At 64.0% G+C, this 13,986-nt stretch carries 16 protein-coding genes; 10 read left to right on the top strand and 6 right to left on the bottom strand.

The genetic code is table 11. The features are described from left to right. Window positions 1–3: 3 nt before the first annotated feature. Genes V5F77_RS12525 through V5F77_RS12505 form a run of 5 tightly spaced genes read right to left on the bottom strand, consistent with a single transcriptional unit; the run spans window position 4 to window position 4,446 of the window. Window positions 4–708 carry an ATP-binding cassette domain-containing protein gene (locus V5F77_RS12525; protein WP_429005684.1) on the bottom strand — a complete coding sequence of 235 codons (705 nt, stop codon included), beginning with the start codon at window positions 706–708 and terminating at the stop codon, window positions 4–6. Next, window positions 695–1,459 (bottom strand): ABC transporter ATP-binding protein, encoded by a 765-nt coding sequence (locus V5F77_RS12520; protein WP_429005683.1) that lies wholly within the window; start codon window positions 1,457–1,459, stop codon window positions 695–697. Before V5F77_RS12520 ends, V5F77_RS12525 begins: the two co-directional genes overlap by 14 nt. Next, window positions 1,456–2,448, bottom strand: coding sequence for a branched-chain amino acid ABC transporter permease (locus V5F77_RS12515; protein ID WP_429005682.1), 993 nt, complete (start codon window positions 2,446–2,448; stop codon window positions 1,456–1,458). Before V5F77_RS12515 ends, V5F77_RS12520 begins: the two co-directional genes overlap by 4 nt. A gap of 3 nt (window positions 2,449–2,451) precedes the next feature. Further along, window positions 2,452–3,336, bottom strand: a complete 885-nt coding sequence (locus tag V5F77_RS12510; protein WP_429005681.1) for a branched-chain amino acid ABC transporter permease — start codon at window positions 3,334–3,336, stop codon at window positions 2,452–2,454. 48 nt (window positions 3,337–3,384) lie between these two features. Further along, window positions 3,385–4,446 (bottom strand): ABC transporter substrate-binding protein, encoded by a 1,062-nt coding sequence (locus tag V5F77_RS12505; protein WP_429005730.1) that lies wholly within the window; start codon window positions 4,444–4,446, stop codon window positions 3,385–3,387. Here V5F77_RS12505 and V5F77_RS12500 point away from each other — a divergent pair. The 9 genes from V5F77_RS12500 to V5F77_RS12460 all read left to right on the top strand — a co-directional run bounded on the left by V5F77_RS12500 (window position 4,445) and on the right by V5F77_RS12460 (window position 11,884). Further along, the gene (locus V5F77_RS12500; protein WP_429005734.1) at window positions 4,445–4,600 is read left to right on the top strand and encodes a hypothetical protein; all 156 of its coding nucleotides are present in this window, start codon (window positions 4,445–4,447) and stop codon (window positions 4,598–4,600) included. The genes V5F77_RS12505 and V5F77_RS12500 overlap by 2 nt on opposite strands. A 141-nt stretch (window positions 4,601–4,741) precedes the next feature. Next, window positions 4,742–5,341: an amino acid synthesis family protein gene (locus V5F77_RS12495; protein ID WP_429005680.1), complete on the top strand. Its 600-nt coding sequence runs from the start codon at window positions 4,742–4,744 to the stop codon at window positions 5,339–5,341. Next, window positions 5,338–6,534 (top strand): amidohydrolase family protein, encoded by a 1,197-nt coding sequence (locus tag V5F77_RS12490; protein WP_429005679.1) that lies wholly within the window; start codon window positions 5,338–5,340, stop codon window positions 6,532–6,534. Before V5F77_RS12495 ends, V5F77_RS12490 begins: the two co-directional genes overlap by 4 nt. Window positions 6,535–6,613: 79 nt before the next feature. Further along, the gene (locus tag V5F77_RS12485) at window positions 6,614–7,579 is read left to right on the top strand and encodes a CoA transferase subunit A (protein WP_429005678.1); all 966 of its coding nucleotides are present in this window, start codon (window positions 6,614–6,616) and stop codon (window positions 7,577–7,579) included. Next, window positions 7,572–8,342 (top strand): CoA-transferase subunit beta, encoded by a 771-nt coding sequence (locus V5F77_RS12480; protein WP_429005677.1) that lies wholly within the window; start codon window positions 7,572–7,574, stop codon window positions 8,340–8,342. The genes V5F77_RS12485 and V5F77_RS12480 overlap by 8 nt, the downstream gene beginning before the upstream one ends. A gap of 8 nt (window positions 8,343–8,350) precedes the next feature. Then, window positions 8,351–9,169 carry an enoyl-CoA hydratase-related protein gene (locus tag V5F77_RS12475; protein WP_429005676.1) on the top strand — a complete coding sequence of 273 codons (819 nt, stop codon included), beginning with the start codon at window positions 8,351–8,353 and terminating at the stop codon, window positions 9,167–9,169. 5 nt (window positions 9,170–9,174) lie between these two features. Continuing rightward, complete coding sequence (locus V5F77_RS12470; protein ID WP_429005675.1) at window positions 9,175–9,642, top strand: MaoC family dehydratase; 468 nt, start codon at window positions 9,175–9,177, stop codon at window positions 9,640–9,642. Between the two features lie 67 nt (window positions 9,643–9,709). Then, window positions 9,710–10,402, top strand: coding sequence for a maleate cis-trans isomerase family protein (locus tag V5F77_RS12465; protein WP_429005674.1), 693 nt, complete (start codon window positions 9,710–9,712; stop codon window positions 10,400–10,402). Window positions 10,403–10,516: 114 nt separating this feature from the next. After that, window positions 10,517–11,884, top strand: a complete 1,368-nt coding sequence (locus V5F77_RS12460; RefSeq protein ID WP_429005673.1) for an aminotransferase-like domain-containing protein — start codon at window positions 10,517–10,519, stop codon at window positions 11,882–11,884. 51 nt (window positions 11,885–11,935) lie between these two features. Here the strand turns inward: V5F77_RS12460 and V5F77_RS12455 are convergent, their stop codons facing one another. Beyond that, window positions 11,936–12,394: a GFA family protein gene (locus V5F77_RS12455; protein ID WP_429005672.1), complete on the bottom strand. Its 459-nt coding sequence runs from the start codon at window positions 12,392–12,394 to the stop codon at window positions 11,936–11,938. Window positions 12,395–12,654: 260 nt separating this feature from the next. On the opposite strand from V5F77_RS12455, the gene V5F77_RS12450 reads away from it, so the two are divergent. After that, a complete protein-coding gene (locus tag V5F77_RS12450; RefSeq protein WP_429005671.1) occupies window positions 12,655–13,977 on the top strand; it encodes a pyridoxal phosphate-dependent aminotransferase in 1,323 nt (440 codons plus the stop codon). Window positions 13,978–13,986 lie beyond the last annotated feature (9 nt).

Genomic DNA, 13,986 nt, shown 5'->3' with positions numbered 1-13,986 from the left:
TACTCAGTGGGTCAGCCACTTGGACACTGTTGCTCCGAGATTTTCCCGGAAGCTCTCCCCCGTACCTTCCTCGATAACCTTGCCGCCATCGACGACATACACGTGATCGGCGACAGCGATGGCATCGGCCACCTGCTGGTCCACCAGAAGGATTCCGACCCCGTCGTCCCGCATCCGCGTGAGAAATGCATAGATCAACCGCGACATGGCCGGCGACAGTCCCACACTGGGTTCGTCAACGAGGGCATATTTAGTCTTTCCACACAGGAAGCGACTGAATTCAAGCTGCTTCTGCTGCCCGCCGGAAAGATCGCCGGCGCGAATCGAGCGTTTCTCGTCGAGGATAGGGAAGGTTTCGATTGCCCGCCTCCAGAGCGGCTCGAAGGGAACACCGTCCGCCCACGCGAACAAGCGCACGTTCTCCTGCACCGTCATATACGGAAAGATCGAGGATTCCTGAGGCATATAGCGGATGCCAGCCGCGAAGCGCCCGGCCATGGGGACATTCGTGATATCGACATCCTCGACGCAGATGCGGCCGCTCTGCGCCCGGATCGCACCGTAAATACCCTTCAGCAAAGTCGATTTCCCGACCCCGTTGGGACCGATGATCGCGGTGATCAGGCCGGGACGAACCGTTAGGCTCACGCCGCGCACGATCTCGATGTCGCGCAGATAGGCGCAGACGATTTCGTTAGTGATGAGCAACGCTGCCTCCCAGATAGATCTCCGCCACCCGGGGATCGGAAAGGACCTGCTCGGGCGATCCGTCGGCCAGCACCGCGCCCTGTGCCATCACAATCACACGATCGGCATGGCGGCGCACCAAGGGGATCTCGTGGCTGACGAGCACGACCCCGGCTCCGGATCTCGCGAAGTCGGCCATGATCTCGCAAACCGTGGTCACCATCATCGGATTTAAACCGGCGAACGGCTCGTCCATCATCAGGAAGCGCGGCGCCTGGGCGATGCACATGCCGATCTCCAGCAACCGGCGCTGCCCGCCGGAGAGTTCAGAGGCAGAACGATGCCGCATGTGCTGCAGGCGGATCAGCTCGATCAGCTCCGAGCAGCGCTCCTGGGTCAGCGCCTGGCGCACCGCCGATCCCGCGAGGAAGATGTTCTCCTCGATGGAAAGGGAAGCGAAGACGCGGGTCATCTGGAATGTGCGCACGAGACCGGCCTGCGTGCGCTGCCGGGGCGCCAGACCATCGATCGTCATGTCGTCCAGCCGGATCGTTCCCTCATAGCGTGACATCATGCCGGTCATGCAGTTCAGGAGGGTGGTCTTGCCCGCTCCGTTCGGCCCCATGATCGCGGTGATGCCCCCGCTCTGGATGGACAAGGAGACATCGGCGAGGGCCGTCACGCCGCCGAAGCGCAGGGATACGTTCCGGCATTCCAAGTTCATCACGCCGCGCGGCTCGTTCCGTTCTGGTGCTTGGCTGATTTCGCTCATTTGGCGTGCTCCGAAACCGCAAAGCGCTGCTGGATCCGGCGGGCCCGCCCCAGCAGCAGGCCGGCAAAGCCCGCGGGCGCGAACTGGCACACCAACAATATGGCGAGCGCCGTCAGCCCCATGTGAGTGAAGGGATAGTCCCGCAGCACTTCCTGAAGGCCGACGATCAGCGCCGCGCCGACGATGGCGCCGCTCATGGAGCGCACGCCGCCGATGATGCCAATCGACATGATGAAGGTGGTCTGGAACAGCGACCCCATCTGCGGCGTCGCGAGCTGGATGTAATGGACATAGACGGCGCCGGCGAAGGCGGTGATCGAGGATCCGGCGACGACGATCAGGGTCTTGACCAGAGGCACGTTCAGCCCGCGGATGGCGGCGATGCCCTCATCGTCGCGGATCGCCTGCATGGCGATGCCGGGCATACCGCGCAACGCGGCCAGAAGAGCCACCAGCAGCAGGATCAGCACGCCCGCAAACACCAGGGAGATGTGGACTCCGGTCGCCCCGTCGAACAAAGGTCCCGTCCGCAGCCCGGCCTCGCCGCCGGTGAGATCGTATTCGTTGGTCACCGCGAGGCGCACGATTTCTGCAGCGACGAGGGTCGCCAGCGCGAAGTAATGGCCTTTCAGACGGCTGGTCGCCAGCGCCACGATGAAGCCCGCGAGTGCCCCCGAGAGCGTGCCCGCGAGCACGGCCACCCCCATCGGCCAGCCGGCATTCGAGGCGAACGCGGAGACATAAGCGGCGATCATGATGATCGCCGCTGGCGCCAGGGAGAACATGCCGCCATAGCCTGACTGGAGGCACCAGCCCATGGTCGCGGTGGCATAGAACAGGCCGGCGGCGACGAGGCTGATGCCATAAGGGCCGCCAATGCCCGCAAGGCTGCAGGCAACCGCCACCACGACGATCACGACGCCCATGTAGAAGTCGGCCCGCAGGGCCTGATGCCGACGCCGGGAGATCCATTTTGGTGCTGCCAGCATCGTTCAGACTCCCCTCACCCGCTCGCCGAGCAGCCCGTTGGGCGACACCAGCAGCACCACCAGCAGAAGGACGAAGCCGAACACATCCTTGTACGCACTCGAGATGAGCGCGCCGCCAAAGGATTCGATGACCCCGAAGAGCAGCCCGCCGACGATGGTTCCGGTGAACGATCCGAACCCGCCGAGAACCACGACCACGAAGGATTTCAGCGCAAACGCCGCGCCGGCCTCGGGATAGACGGCGAACACCGGCGCGATGAACGCACCCGTAAGACCCGCGAGGCCGCAGCACGCGGCGAAGACATTACGGTCGAACCGCTCCGCATCGACGCCCAGCGTCGACATGGCGGCGGGATTTTGGGAAGCGGCGCGCAGAAGGCGGCCGATCGAGGTGCGCGTGAGAAACAGATAGAGCAGCGCAAGGTACAGAAGGCATTGAATGAGCCCGAACAGGCGCGGCCCGGAAATGAAGAGGACCGAGGACCGGACGCGCGGCAGCTCGATCGCGGGTGCCACCGAATGAATGTCCGGGCCATATACCATCAGGGCGCCATTCAGCAGCAGCATACCGAGTGCGAAGGTGGTGATGATCTGATACTCGCCCGACGAGAATCCCTGGCTCGCGTCGAGCGAGCGCCGGCGGAAAACCAACAGATGGAAGACGTAGCCGATGATCAGGGCGCAGACGAAGGCGGCGATATAGGCGGGAAACGCGCCGATGAACGTCGCGGCCGTGAAATAAGCAAACCCGCCGACCATGATGAATTCGCCGTGCGCGAAATTCACCACCTTGTTGATTCCGAATACGAGCGAGAGAGCCGCTGCCATCGCCGCGTAATATCCGCCAGACACGAGGCCGTTGAGCAGTATTTCAATGTAATGCTGCATTCCACGCTCCTTGAGGGACTGGAGGCGGCAGACCGCCTCCAGGCTTGATCATTTCTTGGAAGACGGGGGCGGGAACACGACTTTGGATTCGGACGGGGGCTGTCCAACTTTCTCCATCTGGCCAATCACAAAGGGAATGTCGGGCCATTGCTGGAACAGCGGCTCGTCCGTGAAGAAGATTTCGCCGCGGCTGCCGACCACGCGAATTTTGCGCAGGGCCTGGATGATCGCCTCGCGGCTCTTGCCGCCGCTTTCCTTGATCGCCATCAGCGCCACCCAGGTGGTGTCGAAACCCTGAAGGATGAAGCGCGTGGGCTCCTGGTTAGCGCGCTTGCGGTATTCCGCCTGAACCTTGGCACCGAGCTCGGTCACCGGATTGCTCTTGTGGTCGAGCACATAGGCATAGAGGCCGACGCCGGCGCCCTTCACATTGTCCCAGAAGCCGGCCTGATCGACGTAGCCGCCGATGTCGATGACCTTCTGTTCGCTCGGCGGCATGCCGAGTTCGTCGAGCTGGGCGGTGAAGAGGAAACCCTGGGGCGCAACCATGGCGACGCCGATGAGATCAGGAGGATTCTGCCGAATAGAGAGGATTTCGTCGCGCATATCGCGCGAGGTCTTGTTGATGATCTTGGTCGAGACCTTCACATCGGGCGCATCGCGCTTCAGGTCCGCCTCGATCATCTTGATCTGGGCGAGACCATAATCGGTGTTCTCGGCGACCATCAGGAAATTTTTGACGCCCTGCTGCTTCACGAAATTGGTGACTGCATAGCTGGTGCGTGAGGTGTAATTCGAAACGGCGAAGACTTCAGGAAATTTTTGCTGCCGGATATCGTCCGCCCAACAATTCATCGCAACAAAGCCGACTTTGTTTTCATGCGCGATACGCGAGAGAACGAAGCCTTCCGAGGAATGGTTGCAGCCGACCACCACGTCCACCTTGTCGCGGTTGACCAGCTTCTCCATGGCCGAACGGGAGGCTTCCGGATCACCCCGGGTGTCCTCGTAGATGATCTCGATGTCACGACCGTCGACCTTGGGGCCGAACTGGGCCTTGAACATGTCCAGGGCGATCTCGCCGCCCACTTTGGACTCCCGGCCGCCGATGACATTGCCCGGCGGGCTGAACGAATTGGCAAACCCGATCTTTATCGGCGTCGTCTGGGCGGCAGCGGGCAGCGTCGTCGACGCGCATGCCAATAGGAAAGTCGCGGTGGTGAACCGCAAAAGCTTTTTCATCACGCTGATCCTCTGGTTGTGAGCCGTAAATGATTGGGTGTGCCCAATTCGCAGGCTGACTTTTTCCGATTTGCCAGAATGTTTTTATGTTGTCCATTAAAAAGTTATTATTGACATAATGTCTGACAATCTCTTACGGATAAGTCCGCCTCAGGAGGGAAAAATGAAGCTGACCGTTCGCCGCAACATCATCGTTCGGGACGAGATCCGGGAGGTGAAAGGCCATGTTGCGGACCCGCCGCTCTGCAAGGTGGCCATCGTCAGCGTGGTCGAGAATCCCTTCATCGACCGGTACGAGCAGGACCTGTCGCCGCTCATCGAGGCGAGCGTGGACCTCGGCCGCGCGATGGCAAAGGCGGGGGCGAAAGCGCTCGCAGGAGAAGAAATCCAGAGCTACGGCAAAGCCGGTCTCGTTGGTATCAACGGCGAGCAGGAGCATGCGAACGCGCTGTTGACGACCGCCTTTGCGACCCCTTTCCGGGAGATGATCGGCGATGCGCCGGCCTGGATCTCCTCGGTCACGAAGATCGCCGCCCCGGGCACGTCCATCGATATCCCCGTCAACAACGTGCTCGATGTCTATGTGCGCTCGCACTACGATTCCATGTCGTTCGCCATCGCCGGCGTCCCCATGCCGGACGAGATCGCCGTGATCTTCTGCCTGATGACGCGGGGTCGTATCGACGCGCGGGTCGGTGGAATGACCCACGAAGAGGCGCGGCGTCGTGCGCTGATGGCAGCGGCGGCGGAAGTCGCGAAATGAGGGTCGCGATCACCAACCTCGCCGGGGTGATCACCGGCACCCTCGAACACCCGAGGAGCGACGCCGACACGATCTTGATGCGCGACGGCCTCCTGACCCAGGTCGGCACCGCCTCCGCAGCCGAGGTCGAGGCCTGCGACGTGGTGATCGACGCCGGCGGCACCATCGCCATTCCCGGGCTCATCGATTCCCACGTCCACATTACTTTCGGTGATTACACGCCGCGCCAGAAGACGGTCGGTTTTCTGGAGAGCTACACCCACGGCGGCGTGACCACCGCGATCAGCGCCTCGGAAGTGCATGTGCCGGGGCGGCCGCGCGACCCGGAAGGGGTAAAGGCGCTCGCCGTCGCCGCCTGCAAGAGCTTCGCGGAGTATCGGCCCGGCGGCATGCGCGTCCACGCCGGCTCGGTCATCCTGGAGCCGGGCCTTACCGCGGCCGATTTCGCGCAATTGGCGGCGCAGGGCGTGTGGCTCGCCAAGGCGGGCTTCGGCGCGTTCGCCACGCCTTATGATTACAAGCCGCTGGTCGCCGCGGCGAAGGCGGCCGGCATGGTCACCATGATGCACACCGGGGCGGCCTCGATCCCCGGCTCCTCCGGAATCTGGGCGGACCACGTGCTCGCGGTGGACCCCGACGTCTCGTTTCATGTGAACGGCGGCCCGGCCGCCATGCCGGATGCGGATTTTCCCCGTCTGGTGCAGGAATCCGGGGTGGCGCTTCAGGTGTGCACGGCGGGCAACTTGCGAACCGCTCTCCTGGTGACGCGCCTCGCCGAGGAAGCCGGTGCCTTCGAGCGCCTGCTGATCGCCACCGATACACCCACCGGCAGCGGGATCATGCCGCTGGGAATGCTCTACACCATCTCGCAGCTCGTCAGCCTCGGCGGTATCGCGCCCGAGCGGGCGATCGCCGCGGCGACCGGCAACAATGCGCGGGTGTTCCGCCTGAATTCGGGCCTGCTCGCCCCCGGCCGCGATGCCGACGTGGTGCTGCTCGACGCCTGCGAGGGCTCCTCGCAGAACGACGCGCTTTCCGCGCTCGGAAACGGCGACATCGCCGCCGTCGGCGCGGTGATCACGGCCGGGGTGCCGCGCTTCGTCGGCAAGAGTCGCAACACCCCGCCGACCACCAAGAAGGTCCGCGTCGCGCGTTCGACCATCGTCCAGGATTTCAGCGCGGCGGGCCACTAGCCGCGCAGCGGCACCGCGTTTCGAGCGATCAACCAGAAACCGGCATCCGCAAGGTGAGCCGGGCATTCCAGAGGGTTTCATGGTGGAGAAAGTCACGCCCTACGATGCGCTGCGCGACCGCATGCAGCAGCGCGACCGCACGCTGCGCGACAAGGTGATGTCGCTCGCCGAGGCGGCCGCCCTGGTGCAGGACGGGCAGGCCCTCGGCATCGGCGGCTCCGTCATCTCGCGCACGCCGATGGCGATGATCTGGCAGCTCATCAAATCCGGCAAGAAGGACCTCGTCTGCTCCCGCAGCATGATGTCCACGGACTGCGACCTGATCCTGGCGTCCGGCCTCTCGCGCCACATCGTCACCAGCTGGTGCGCGCAGGGCATCATGTGGGGCCTGTCCAAGGTGGTGCGGCACCATTTCGAGAGCGGGCGCGCCACCTATGAGGAGTGGAGCCACTTGGCCATGGGCATGCGCTATCGCGCCGGGGCCATGGGCCTGCCGCTCATGCCCATGCGCTCGGTCCTGAACTCGGACATGTATGCGCTCCAGAGCGGCCAGATCCACACGCTCGCCTGCCCCTTCACCGGCGAGCAACTCGCCCTGGTGCCCGCCCTCAATCCGGACATTGCGATCATCCACGTGCAGCAATGCGATCCGTTCGGCAACGCGCAGATCGACGGGCTCACCTATCTCGATGTGGACCTCGCGCTCGCCGCCGACCGCGTGATCATCACCACCGAACGCATCGTCTCGAACGATCAGATCCGCCGGGCGCCGGATCAGACCAAGATCCCGTTCCTGTGCATCGAGGCGGTGGTGGAAGTGCCCTACGGCAGTGCCCCCCACGAATGCTACGGCCTCTACGAACCCATGTTCGACCACATCTCGGCTTATGTCGCAAAGGTCAATGCGGCGCCGGTCGAGGGCATGAAGGCCTACATCGACAGCCATATCCACGCGCCCGAAACCTGGCTCGACTTCCTCGACCTCATCGGCCTCAAGGAGCTGTCCGCCGCCACCGCCAAGGGACGGAGCATCCACAATGTCTGAGCCGCTGTCCTACACCGCGACAGAGCTGCTCGCCGTGCTCAGCGCCCGCGAATTGAAGAACGGCCAGGTGATTTTCGCCGGCGTCGGCACGCCGCTGCTCGCCGCCACCCTCGCCCAGCGCCTCGGCTGCCCGGAGATCACCATCCTGTTCGAAGGCGGGGTCATCGGCGCCTATATCGAGGACGGGCGCCTGCCCCCTTCCGCCAATGACCAGCGCTGCGCCAAGCTTGCCAATGCGGTGCTGGGCAGTTCCGAGGTCATGCTGCTGATGCAGCGCGGCTATGTGGACATCGGATTTCTCGGCGGCGCGCAGATCGATGCCTACGGCAATCTCAACTCCTCCTTCATCGGCGATTGGCACGCACCGAAGACACGCCTGCCCGGCTCCGGCGGCGCGAACGATATCTCCAGCCTCACCGATTTCATCGTCTCGATCCGCCACGAGAAGCGCCGGTTCGTGGAGAAGGTGGATTTCATCACCTCGCCCGGACACGTGGCCGGCGGCACATCGCGCCGCTCCGGCGGTCTGCTGCGCGGCGGTTGCCGCCGCGTGGTGACCGACCTCGGCGTGTTCGGCTTCGACGAGATGTCGCGCCGCATGAAGCTCCTGGCCCTGAGCCCGGGCGCCACGCTGGAGCAGGTGCGCGACAATACCGGCTTCGATCTTCTGGTGGCCGATCAACTGGCGAGCACCCCGCCGGTGACGGCACAGGAACTCGCCGTCCTGCGCAAGCTCGACCCGCAGCGCATCTTCACAGCGTGACCGGCGCCATGGACCTGCCCGATCCCCTTCATTATTGCGAGATCACCCGCTTCGGCCCGGTCACCGTCATCCGCCTGAACCGGCCGGAAGTGATGAATGCCCTGCACGAAGCGGCACATCGCGAATTGCACACCGTATTCGACGCGTTCGCGGCCGATGAGAGCCAGTGGGTCGCTATCCTCACCGGCGCCGGGGAGCGCGCGTTCTGCGCCGGATACGATCTGAAATCGCTGACGGGCGGGGGCAAGGAAGGCTGGGCGGCGACCGGCTTCGGCGGCCTCGCGCGCCGCTTCGACTGTGCCAAGCCCATCATCGCGGCGGTGAATGGCATCGCCTTCGGCGGCGGGTTCGAGATGGTGCTCGCCTGCGACATCGCGGTGGCAAGCGAGCGGGCGAGCTTTGCCTTGCCCGAGCCGAAATTCGGCCTCGCGGCGGTGTCCGGCGGGCTGCATCGCCTGCCCCGCCAGATCGGCCTGAAGCACGCCATGGGCATGATCCTCACTGGGCGGCGCGTCGACGCCCAGGAGGGGCTCAAGCTCGGCTTCCTGAACGAGGTCGTGCCGGCGGGCGAGGAGATGGCGGCGGCGATGCGCTGGGCGCAGGAGATCTGCCGCTGCAGCCCCGCCTCCATTCGCGCGTCTAAGGAAGCCGTCCTCGCCGGATTGGACAGGACGCTCGCCCGCGCCATCGGGGACCAGGAAAATTTCCCGGCCATGAAGGCCATGTATGCGTCGGACGATTTCATCGAGGGTCCGCGCGCCTTCGCCGAGAAGCGACCGCCGTGCTGGAGCGGCGCGGCCGCCTCCAAACCAGTTGCAGGGGCCTGACCGCGATGGCACTGTTCTTCCAGGATTACGAGGCGCTGGAGATCGGTCACACGTGGCGCACGCCGCCGCGCACCCTCACCCAGGCGGAAGTGGACCAGTTCGCGCAGGCGACCGGCGATACGAACCCCATCCACATCGATCATGCTTATGCCGCGCGCAGCAGCTTCGGCGGCACCATCGTTCACGGCTATCTCACCATCGCGCTCGCGGCGGGGCTGGTGTTCCAACTCGGGCTGGACGAGGTGGCCTCGCACGCGATCCTCGCCACCAACTGGCGCCTCACCAAGGCGGTACGCCCGGGCGACGCCATTCACGTGGCGCTCACCTTGCTGTCGCGACGGCCATCCAGGTCCCAGCCGGGCCAGGGCATCATCACCCGCCGCTACGACGTGCTGAACCAGCATGCGGAGCCAGTCGCAATCGGCGAGGTGACGATGTTCATTCTCGCCCGCCCGGCCGCTGCAGGAGCGTGACGCGCCGAGCCTCACTTCAAGACCGCCAACGATGCGGCCAACCTTCCAACCTCAGGGGATTTGAACCATGACCCGTTCCACCGCCTCGGATCGCCAGATTCGCATCGCCCTCATCGTGCCGTCGTCGAACACGGTGATGGAGAACGATTTCCATCGCGCGCTGCCCAAAGACCGCTTCACGGTGCATACGGACCGCATGTATCTCATCGAGACCACGCGGGAAGCCGAGATTGCCATGATCGAGCTGGCGGGCGCGGCAGCGAAAGATCTCGGCACCGTCGGCCCGGACCTTCTGGTGTTCGGTTGCACCTCGGCAGGCGCGCTGTTCGGCGTCGAATACGACAAGAAGCTGTGCGACGAGCTCGGCGCGCTGGCGGGCTGCCGGGGCATGGGCGTCATCAGCTCCGCCTCGCAGGCCCTCGGACGCGCCGGCGCGAAGAAGGTGGCGCTGATCACGCCCTATAACGAGGATCTGACGCGCTCGGTCGCCGAGGCGCTGGAAGGCGAGGGCCGCGAGATCGTGAGCGCACACGGCATGGGCATCACCGTCAATGTCGAGCTGTGCGATCCCACGCCCACGCAGATCGTCGCCTTCGCCAAGGAAAAGCTCGCGGGCCAGACATTCGACACGCTGTTTGTCTCGTGCACCAATTTCCGGGCGCTGGAAGCCAAGGCGATGCTGGAGCAAGCTTTCGCGGGCGTGACTGTCATCACCGCCACCAGCGCGGTGCTCGACAGCATTACCGCAGCATTCGACTGAACCGGCGGAACACCCGCGCGCCTCGGGATCGAGGAATCCTTGTGAAGCACGCGCCGCTGGTCTTAAAGCACCGGACGTGACGCGCCGAGCGGCGCTTGTGGGGATGTGCAGCGGATGACGTGGCAGCCGAACATTTCCGGTTCGAAAAAGCCGAAGTATCTCGCGCTCGTGGATGCGCTCGAGCGCGATATTCGCTCTGGCGTGCTGCGGGACGGCGAGCGGCTGCCACCCCAACGGGAAATCGCCGCTGGCCTCGACATCACCATCGCCACGCTCACGAAGGCCATCCAGGAAGCGGCGCGGCGCGGGCTGGTGACAGCCAAGACCGGCAGCGGCACCTTCGTGCGCGGTGCCGACGAGACGCCTGCGGCCAACCGTCAGGTGTTCGACCTCAGCCTGAACACGGTTCCCTCCGCCCCCAGCAAGCCGTTCATCGACGCGGCGCTCGAGGCCATCGCGCGCCGCCGCGATTCCGAGACGCTGTTCGGCTATGAGCCCGCCGCAGGGAGCGAGGCGCATCGCGCCATGATGGCGAAATGGCTGAGCCAGAACGACTTCGCCCCCACCCCGGACTCGCTTCTTTTGACCCACGGCGGGCAGCACGCCCTTGCGGCCTGTTTTCATGCCCTGACCCGCCCGGGAGACGTGATCCTGTGCGAACAATGGGCCTATACCGGCATTCGCCGCCTGGCGGAGCTGTGTCACGTCCGGATCGAAGGCGTGGCGATGGACGAGGAGGGGCTCGATCCCGACGACCTCGCCGCCAAGTTGCGTAAGACGTCGCCGCGCTTCGTCATCTGCAGCGCGACCCTGCAAAATCCGACCACAGCGACAATGTCGCTCGAGCGACGTCGCAAGATCGTCGCCGCCTGCGCCGCCGCGAACGTGCTGCTGGTGGAAGACGACATCTACGGCGCTCTGGCAGGTGTTGCCCTGCCGCCGCTGGCCGCGCTTGCCGGGGATCGCGTGATCTATGTCAGCAGTGTCTCGAAATGCCTCGCGCCTGGGGCGCGGCTCGGCGCGCTGGTGGCGCCGGACGATCTGATCCCGGCCCTGCAGAACGCCCTCATGTCCTTGCATTGGACCGGGCCGACCCTGTGGGCGGAATTGTTCGGCCATATGCTGGAAGCCGGCACGGTCGAGCGTTGCATCGCGGCCCAGCAGAAGGAGGCCCTGCACCGGCTCGCGCTATTTCGCGACGTGGTGGGGATTCCCGCCTCGACGACGCTGCCGAGCTATCATACTTGGCTGCGCATTCCCGAGAGCTGGAGCGTCGACGGCTTCATGGCTGGGCTGCTGACGGCGGGAATCCGGGTGTCCCCCGCACAGCACTTTGCCGTTTCCCCTCCGTTCGAACAGGCGGGGCAGTTCATCCGTCTCTGCCTCGGCGGCGGAGACGACATCGAATTGCTCAAGGAGCAACTCAGGCGCTTCCGCACGGTGTTGAGCGGCGGCACGGACATCACGGCCACGATCACCTGACGGACAAGGACGACGAGGCGAGCGGGCGCATGGAGCCCTTCCCTGCCGCGTTCAGTCGCCGCCGTCCCCCTTCATTCCCATCGCACCGGCCGAATGGGGCCGGCTGCCGACTTCGCCCTCCCAGCTTTCCAGATTTTCGATCGCCGGCATCCATTCCAGAGCCGAGCAGCACCAGATCTGGCGTACGGGGGGCAATTGGTGGCGCTGCCGCAATGTTCCGGCGCGGATATTGACCGGTCCAGGCACATCGGCTGCCTTCGCATAGAGCGCCGTGCCGCAATCGGAGCAGAAGGCCTGGATGCGTCTGGCGCCGCTCGCCGCGATCTTAATGTACTCCTTTGGCGTCCCCGACAGCAGGCGGAAGGTTTCGGCGGCCGCCGCGGCGGAAACCCGGAACGCCGTGCCGGATAAGGTCTGGCAGTCCGTGCAATGGCACAGGCTGGTGCGCGCAGCATCGACCGTCGCCTCGAAGCTTATGGCGCCGCAATGGCATCGACCTTCCACTTTCATCGCTCGCTCCTTCGACTGGGCTGTTTGGCGGCGCCGCCGCCTAAAGATCAGGCTTGCCATGTTCTGTGACAGGCATGAAACTGCACTAACACACCGCTCATAATAGCGTTAATCGTACTATCTTATCACAACGGCAAAATTGATTTTTCGAGGGGGTTCGGTAGAGACGGGAACAGGATCGGACCCACTTCAGATGAGTTATCCTACCCCGACCTTCCGCATTTGCCTCACCCACTCTGGACAGGATAAGGAGTAACGAGATGAGCCATTACAAGGCTAACCAGCCTCGCCCACTCGCCCTCCAAGGCCTCTGGGGGGACCAAGGTCGAGGCGCGATAGAGCAGGATAATTTTGATGATAAAGATATTGTACTAGTTGTTATGAGAGACACCATAGTATATCAAATCGACCAGTCGCCTTATTTCATTGAAGGGCAAACTGGAAGGCCAGCTATGATCACCGCCGTCATCCCCGCTCTCATCGAGAATGAACCCTACACACCCGGCCTTTCACGCGAGTACGTCGCGAGTGAATTCGGCATCCCTCTTGATGACGTGGCGAAGCTCGGATCCGCCGAGAATCCGTTCGGCCCCTCGCCCAAGGCCGTCGCTGCCGTCGAGACCGGGCGGGCAAAGCTCGACCTCTATCCGGAGTGGACCTCCAAGACTCTTCGCGCCGCGATCGGCAAGAAATATGGCTTCGATGCCGACTGTGTGGTCTGCGGCTCTGGCGAAACAGAAGTGATCAGCTTCATCATGCGAGCCTTCGCCGCCGCGGGCGAGACCATTCTGACGCAGGAGCCGTGCTTTCCGATCTACCACTTGTTCGCGGAGAACGAGGGGCGGGTCATCGTCGGCGTTCCCACCGGCGAGGATTTCGACCCGGCGATCGACAGCTATATTACCAAGCTCAAGGAAATTAAGCCGAAGATTGCTTTCCTCACCAATCCGCACAGCCCCAGCGGCCATCTGCTGACGGAAGAGGAAGTGCGCGCGGTCTGCGAGGCGGCGGGTGACGATACGCTGGTCGTGCTCGACGAGGCCTATATCCACTTCTCCCAGACGCCCGGCTTCGTGTATCTCACCCGCGAGTACACGAACCTCATCGTGCTGCGAACCTTCTCCAAGGCCTACGGCCTCGCCGGTCTGCGCCTCGGCTTCGGCATCGCGTCCAACAAGGACCTGATCACGCCGCTGCTCAACATCAAGCCCACCTGGAACCTCGGGCCGATGCAGGTGGAAGGCGGGATCGCTGCTCTGGACGACGATGCGCATGTGGATCGCACCGTCTCCATGATTGTCGAGATGCGCGATTACGTCACCCAGCAGTTCGCGGGGCTAAACCGGTTTCGCATGGTGCCGAACTCGCGCAGCAACTTCTTTCTGATCGAGATCGTCGATTCCCAGCTCGATTCAACCAGAGTATTCGATGAACTGCTGGCGCGCGGCGTGATTGTCAAGGATGGTTCAGTCTCGTTCCGCGGTCTCGGCAAGCGCTATCTGCGCAGCGACGTCAGCTTGAAGAAGCACATGGACCGGCTGGTCTGGGCCCTGAAAGAGATCGAACAGCAGGCGACCTCCTGACGGCGTCCG

This window comes from Roseixanthobacter psychrophilus, from assembly GCF_043195195.1.
Taxonomy (GTDB): Bacteria; Pseudomonadota; Alphaproteobacteria; order Rhizobiales; family Xanthobacteraceae; genus NCEH01.
This window is presented reverse-complemented; position numbering and strand designations above follow the sequence as displayed.

Excerpts from the sequence above, each read along its gene's own strand:
- V5F77_RS12520 (WP_429005683.1), bottom strand. The coding sequence starts at position 1,459 with ATGAGCGAAATCAGCCAAGCACCAGAACGGAACGAGCCGCGCGGCGTG.
- V5F77_RS12515 (WP_429005682.1), bottom strand. The coding sequence starts at position 2,448 with ATGCTGGCAGCACCAAAATGGATCTCCCGGCGTCGGCATCAGGCCCTG.
- V5F77_RS12510 (WP_429005681.1), bottom strand. The coding sequence starts at position 3,336 with ATGCAGCATTACATTGAAATACTGCTCAACGGCCTCGTGTCTGGCGGA.
- V5F77_RS12500 (WP_429005734.1), top strand. The coding sequence starts at position 4,445 with ATGACATTGCCCGGCGGGCTGAACGAATTGGCAAACCCGATCTTTATC.
- V5F77_RS12495 (WP_429005680.1), top strand. The coding sequence starts at position 4,742 with ATGAAGCTGACCGTTCGCCGCAACATCATCGTTCGGGACGAGATCCGG.
- V5F77_RS12490 (WP_429005679.1), top strand. The coding sequence starts at position 5,338 with ATGAGGGTCGCGATCACCAACCTCGCCGGGGTGATCACCGGCACCCTC.
- V5F77_RS12485 (WP_429005678.1), top strand. The coding sequence starts at position 6,614 with ATGGTGGAGAAAGTCACGCCCTACGATGCGCTGCGCGACCGCATGCAG.
- V5F77_RS12480 (WP_429005677.1), top strand. The coding sequence starts at position 7,572 with ATGTCTGAGCCGCTGTCCTACACCGCGACAGAGCTGCTCGCCGTGCTC.
- V5F77_RS12475 (WP_429005676.1), top strand. The coding sequence starts at position 8,351 with ATGGACCTGCCCGATCCCCTTCATTATTGCGAGATCACCCGCTTCGGC.
- V5F77_RS12470 (WP_429005675.1), top strand. The coding sequence starts at position 9,175 with ATGGCACTGTTCTTCCAGGATTACGAGGCGCTGGAGATCGGTCACACG.
- V5F77_RS12465 (WP_429005674.1), top strand. The coding sequence starts at position 9,710 with ATGACCCGTTCCACCGCCTCGGATCGCCAGATTCGCATCGCCCTCATC.
- V5F77_RS12460 (WP_429005673.1), top strand. The coding sequence starts at position 10,517 with ATGACGTGGCAGCCGAACATTTCCGGTTCGAAAAAGCCGAAGTATCTC.
- V5F77_RS12455 (WP_429005672.1), bottom strand. The coding sequence starts at position 12,394 with ATGAAAGTGGAAGGTCGATGCCATTGCGGCGCCATAAGCTTCGAGGCG.
- V5F77_RS12450 (WP_429005671.1), top strand. The coding sequence starts at position 12,655 with ATGAGCCATTACAAGGCTAACCAGCCTCGCCCACTCGCCCTCCAAGGC.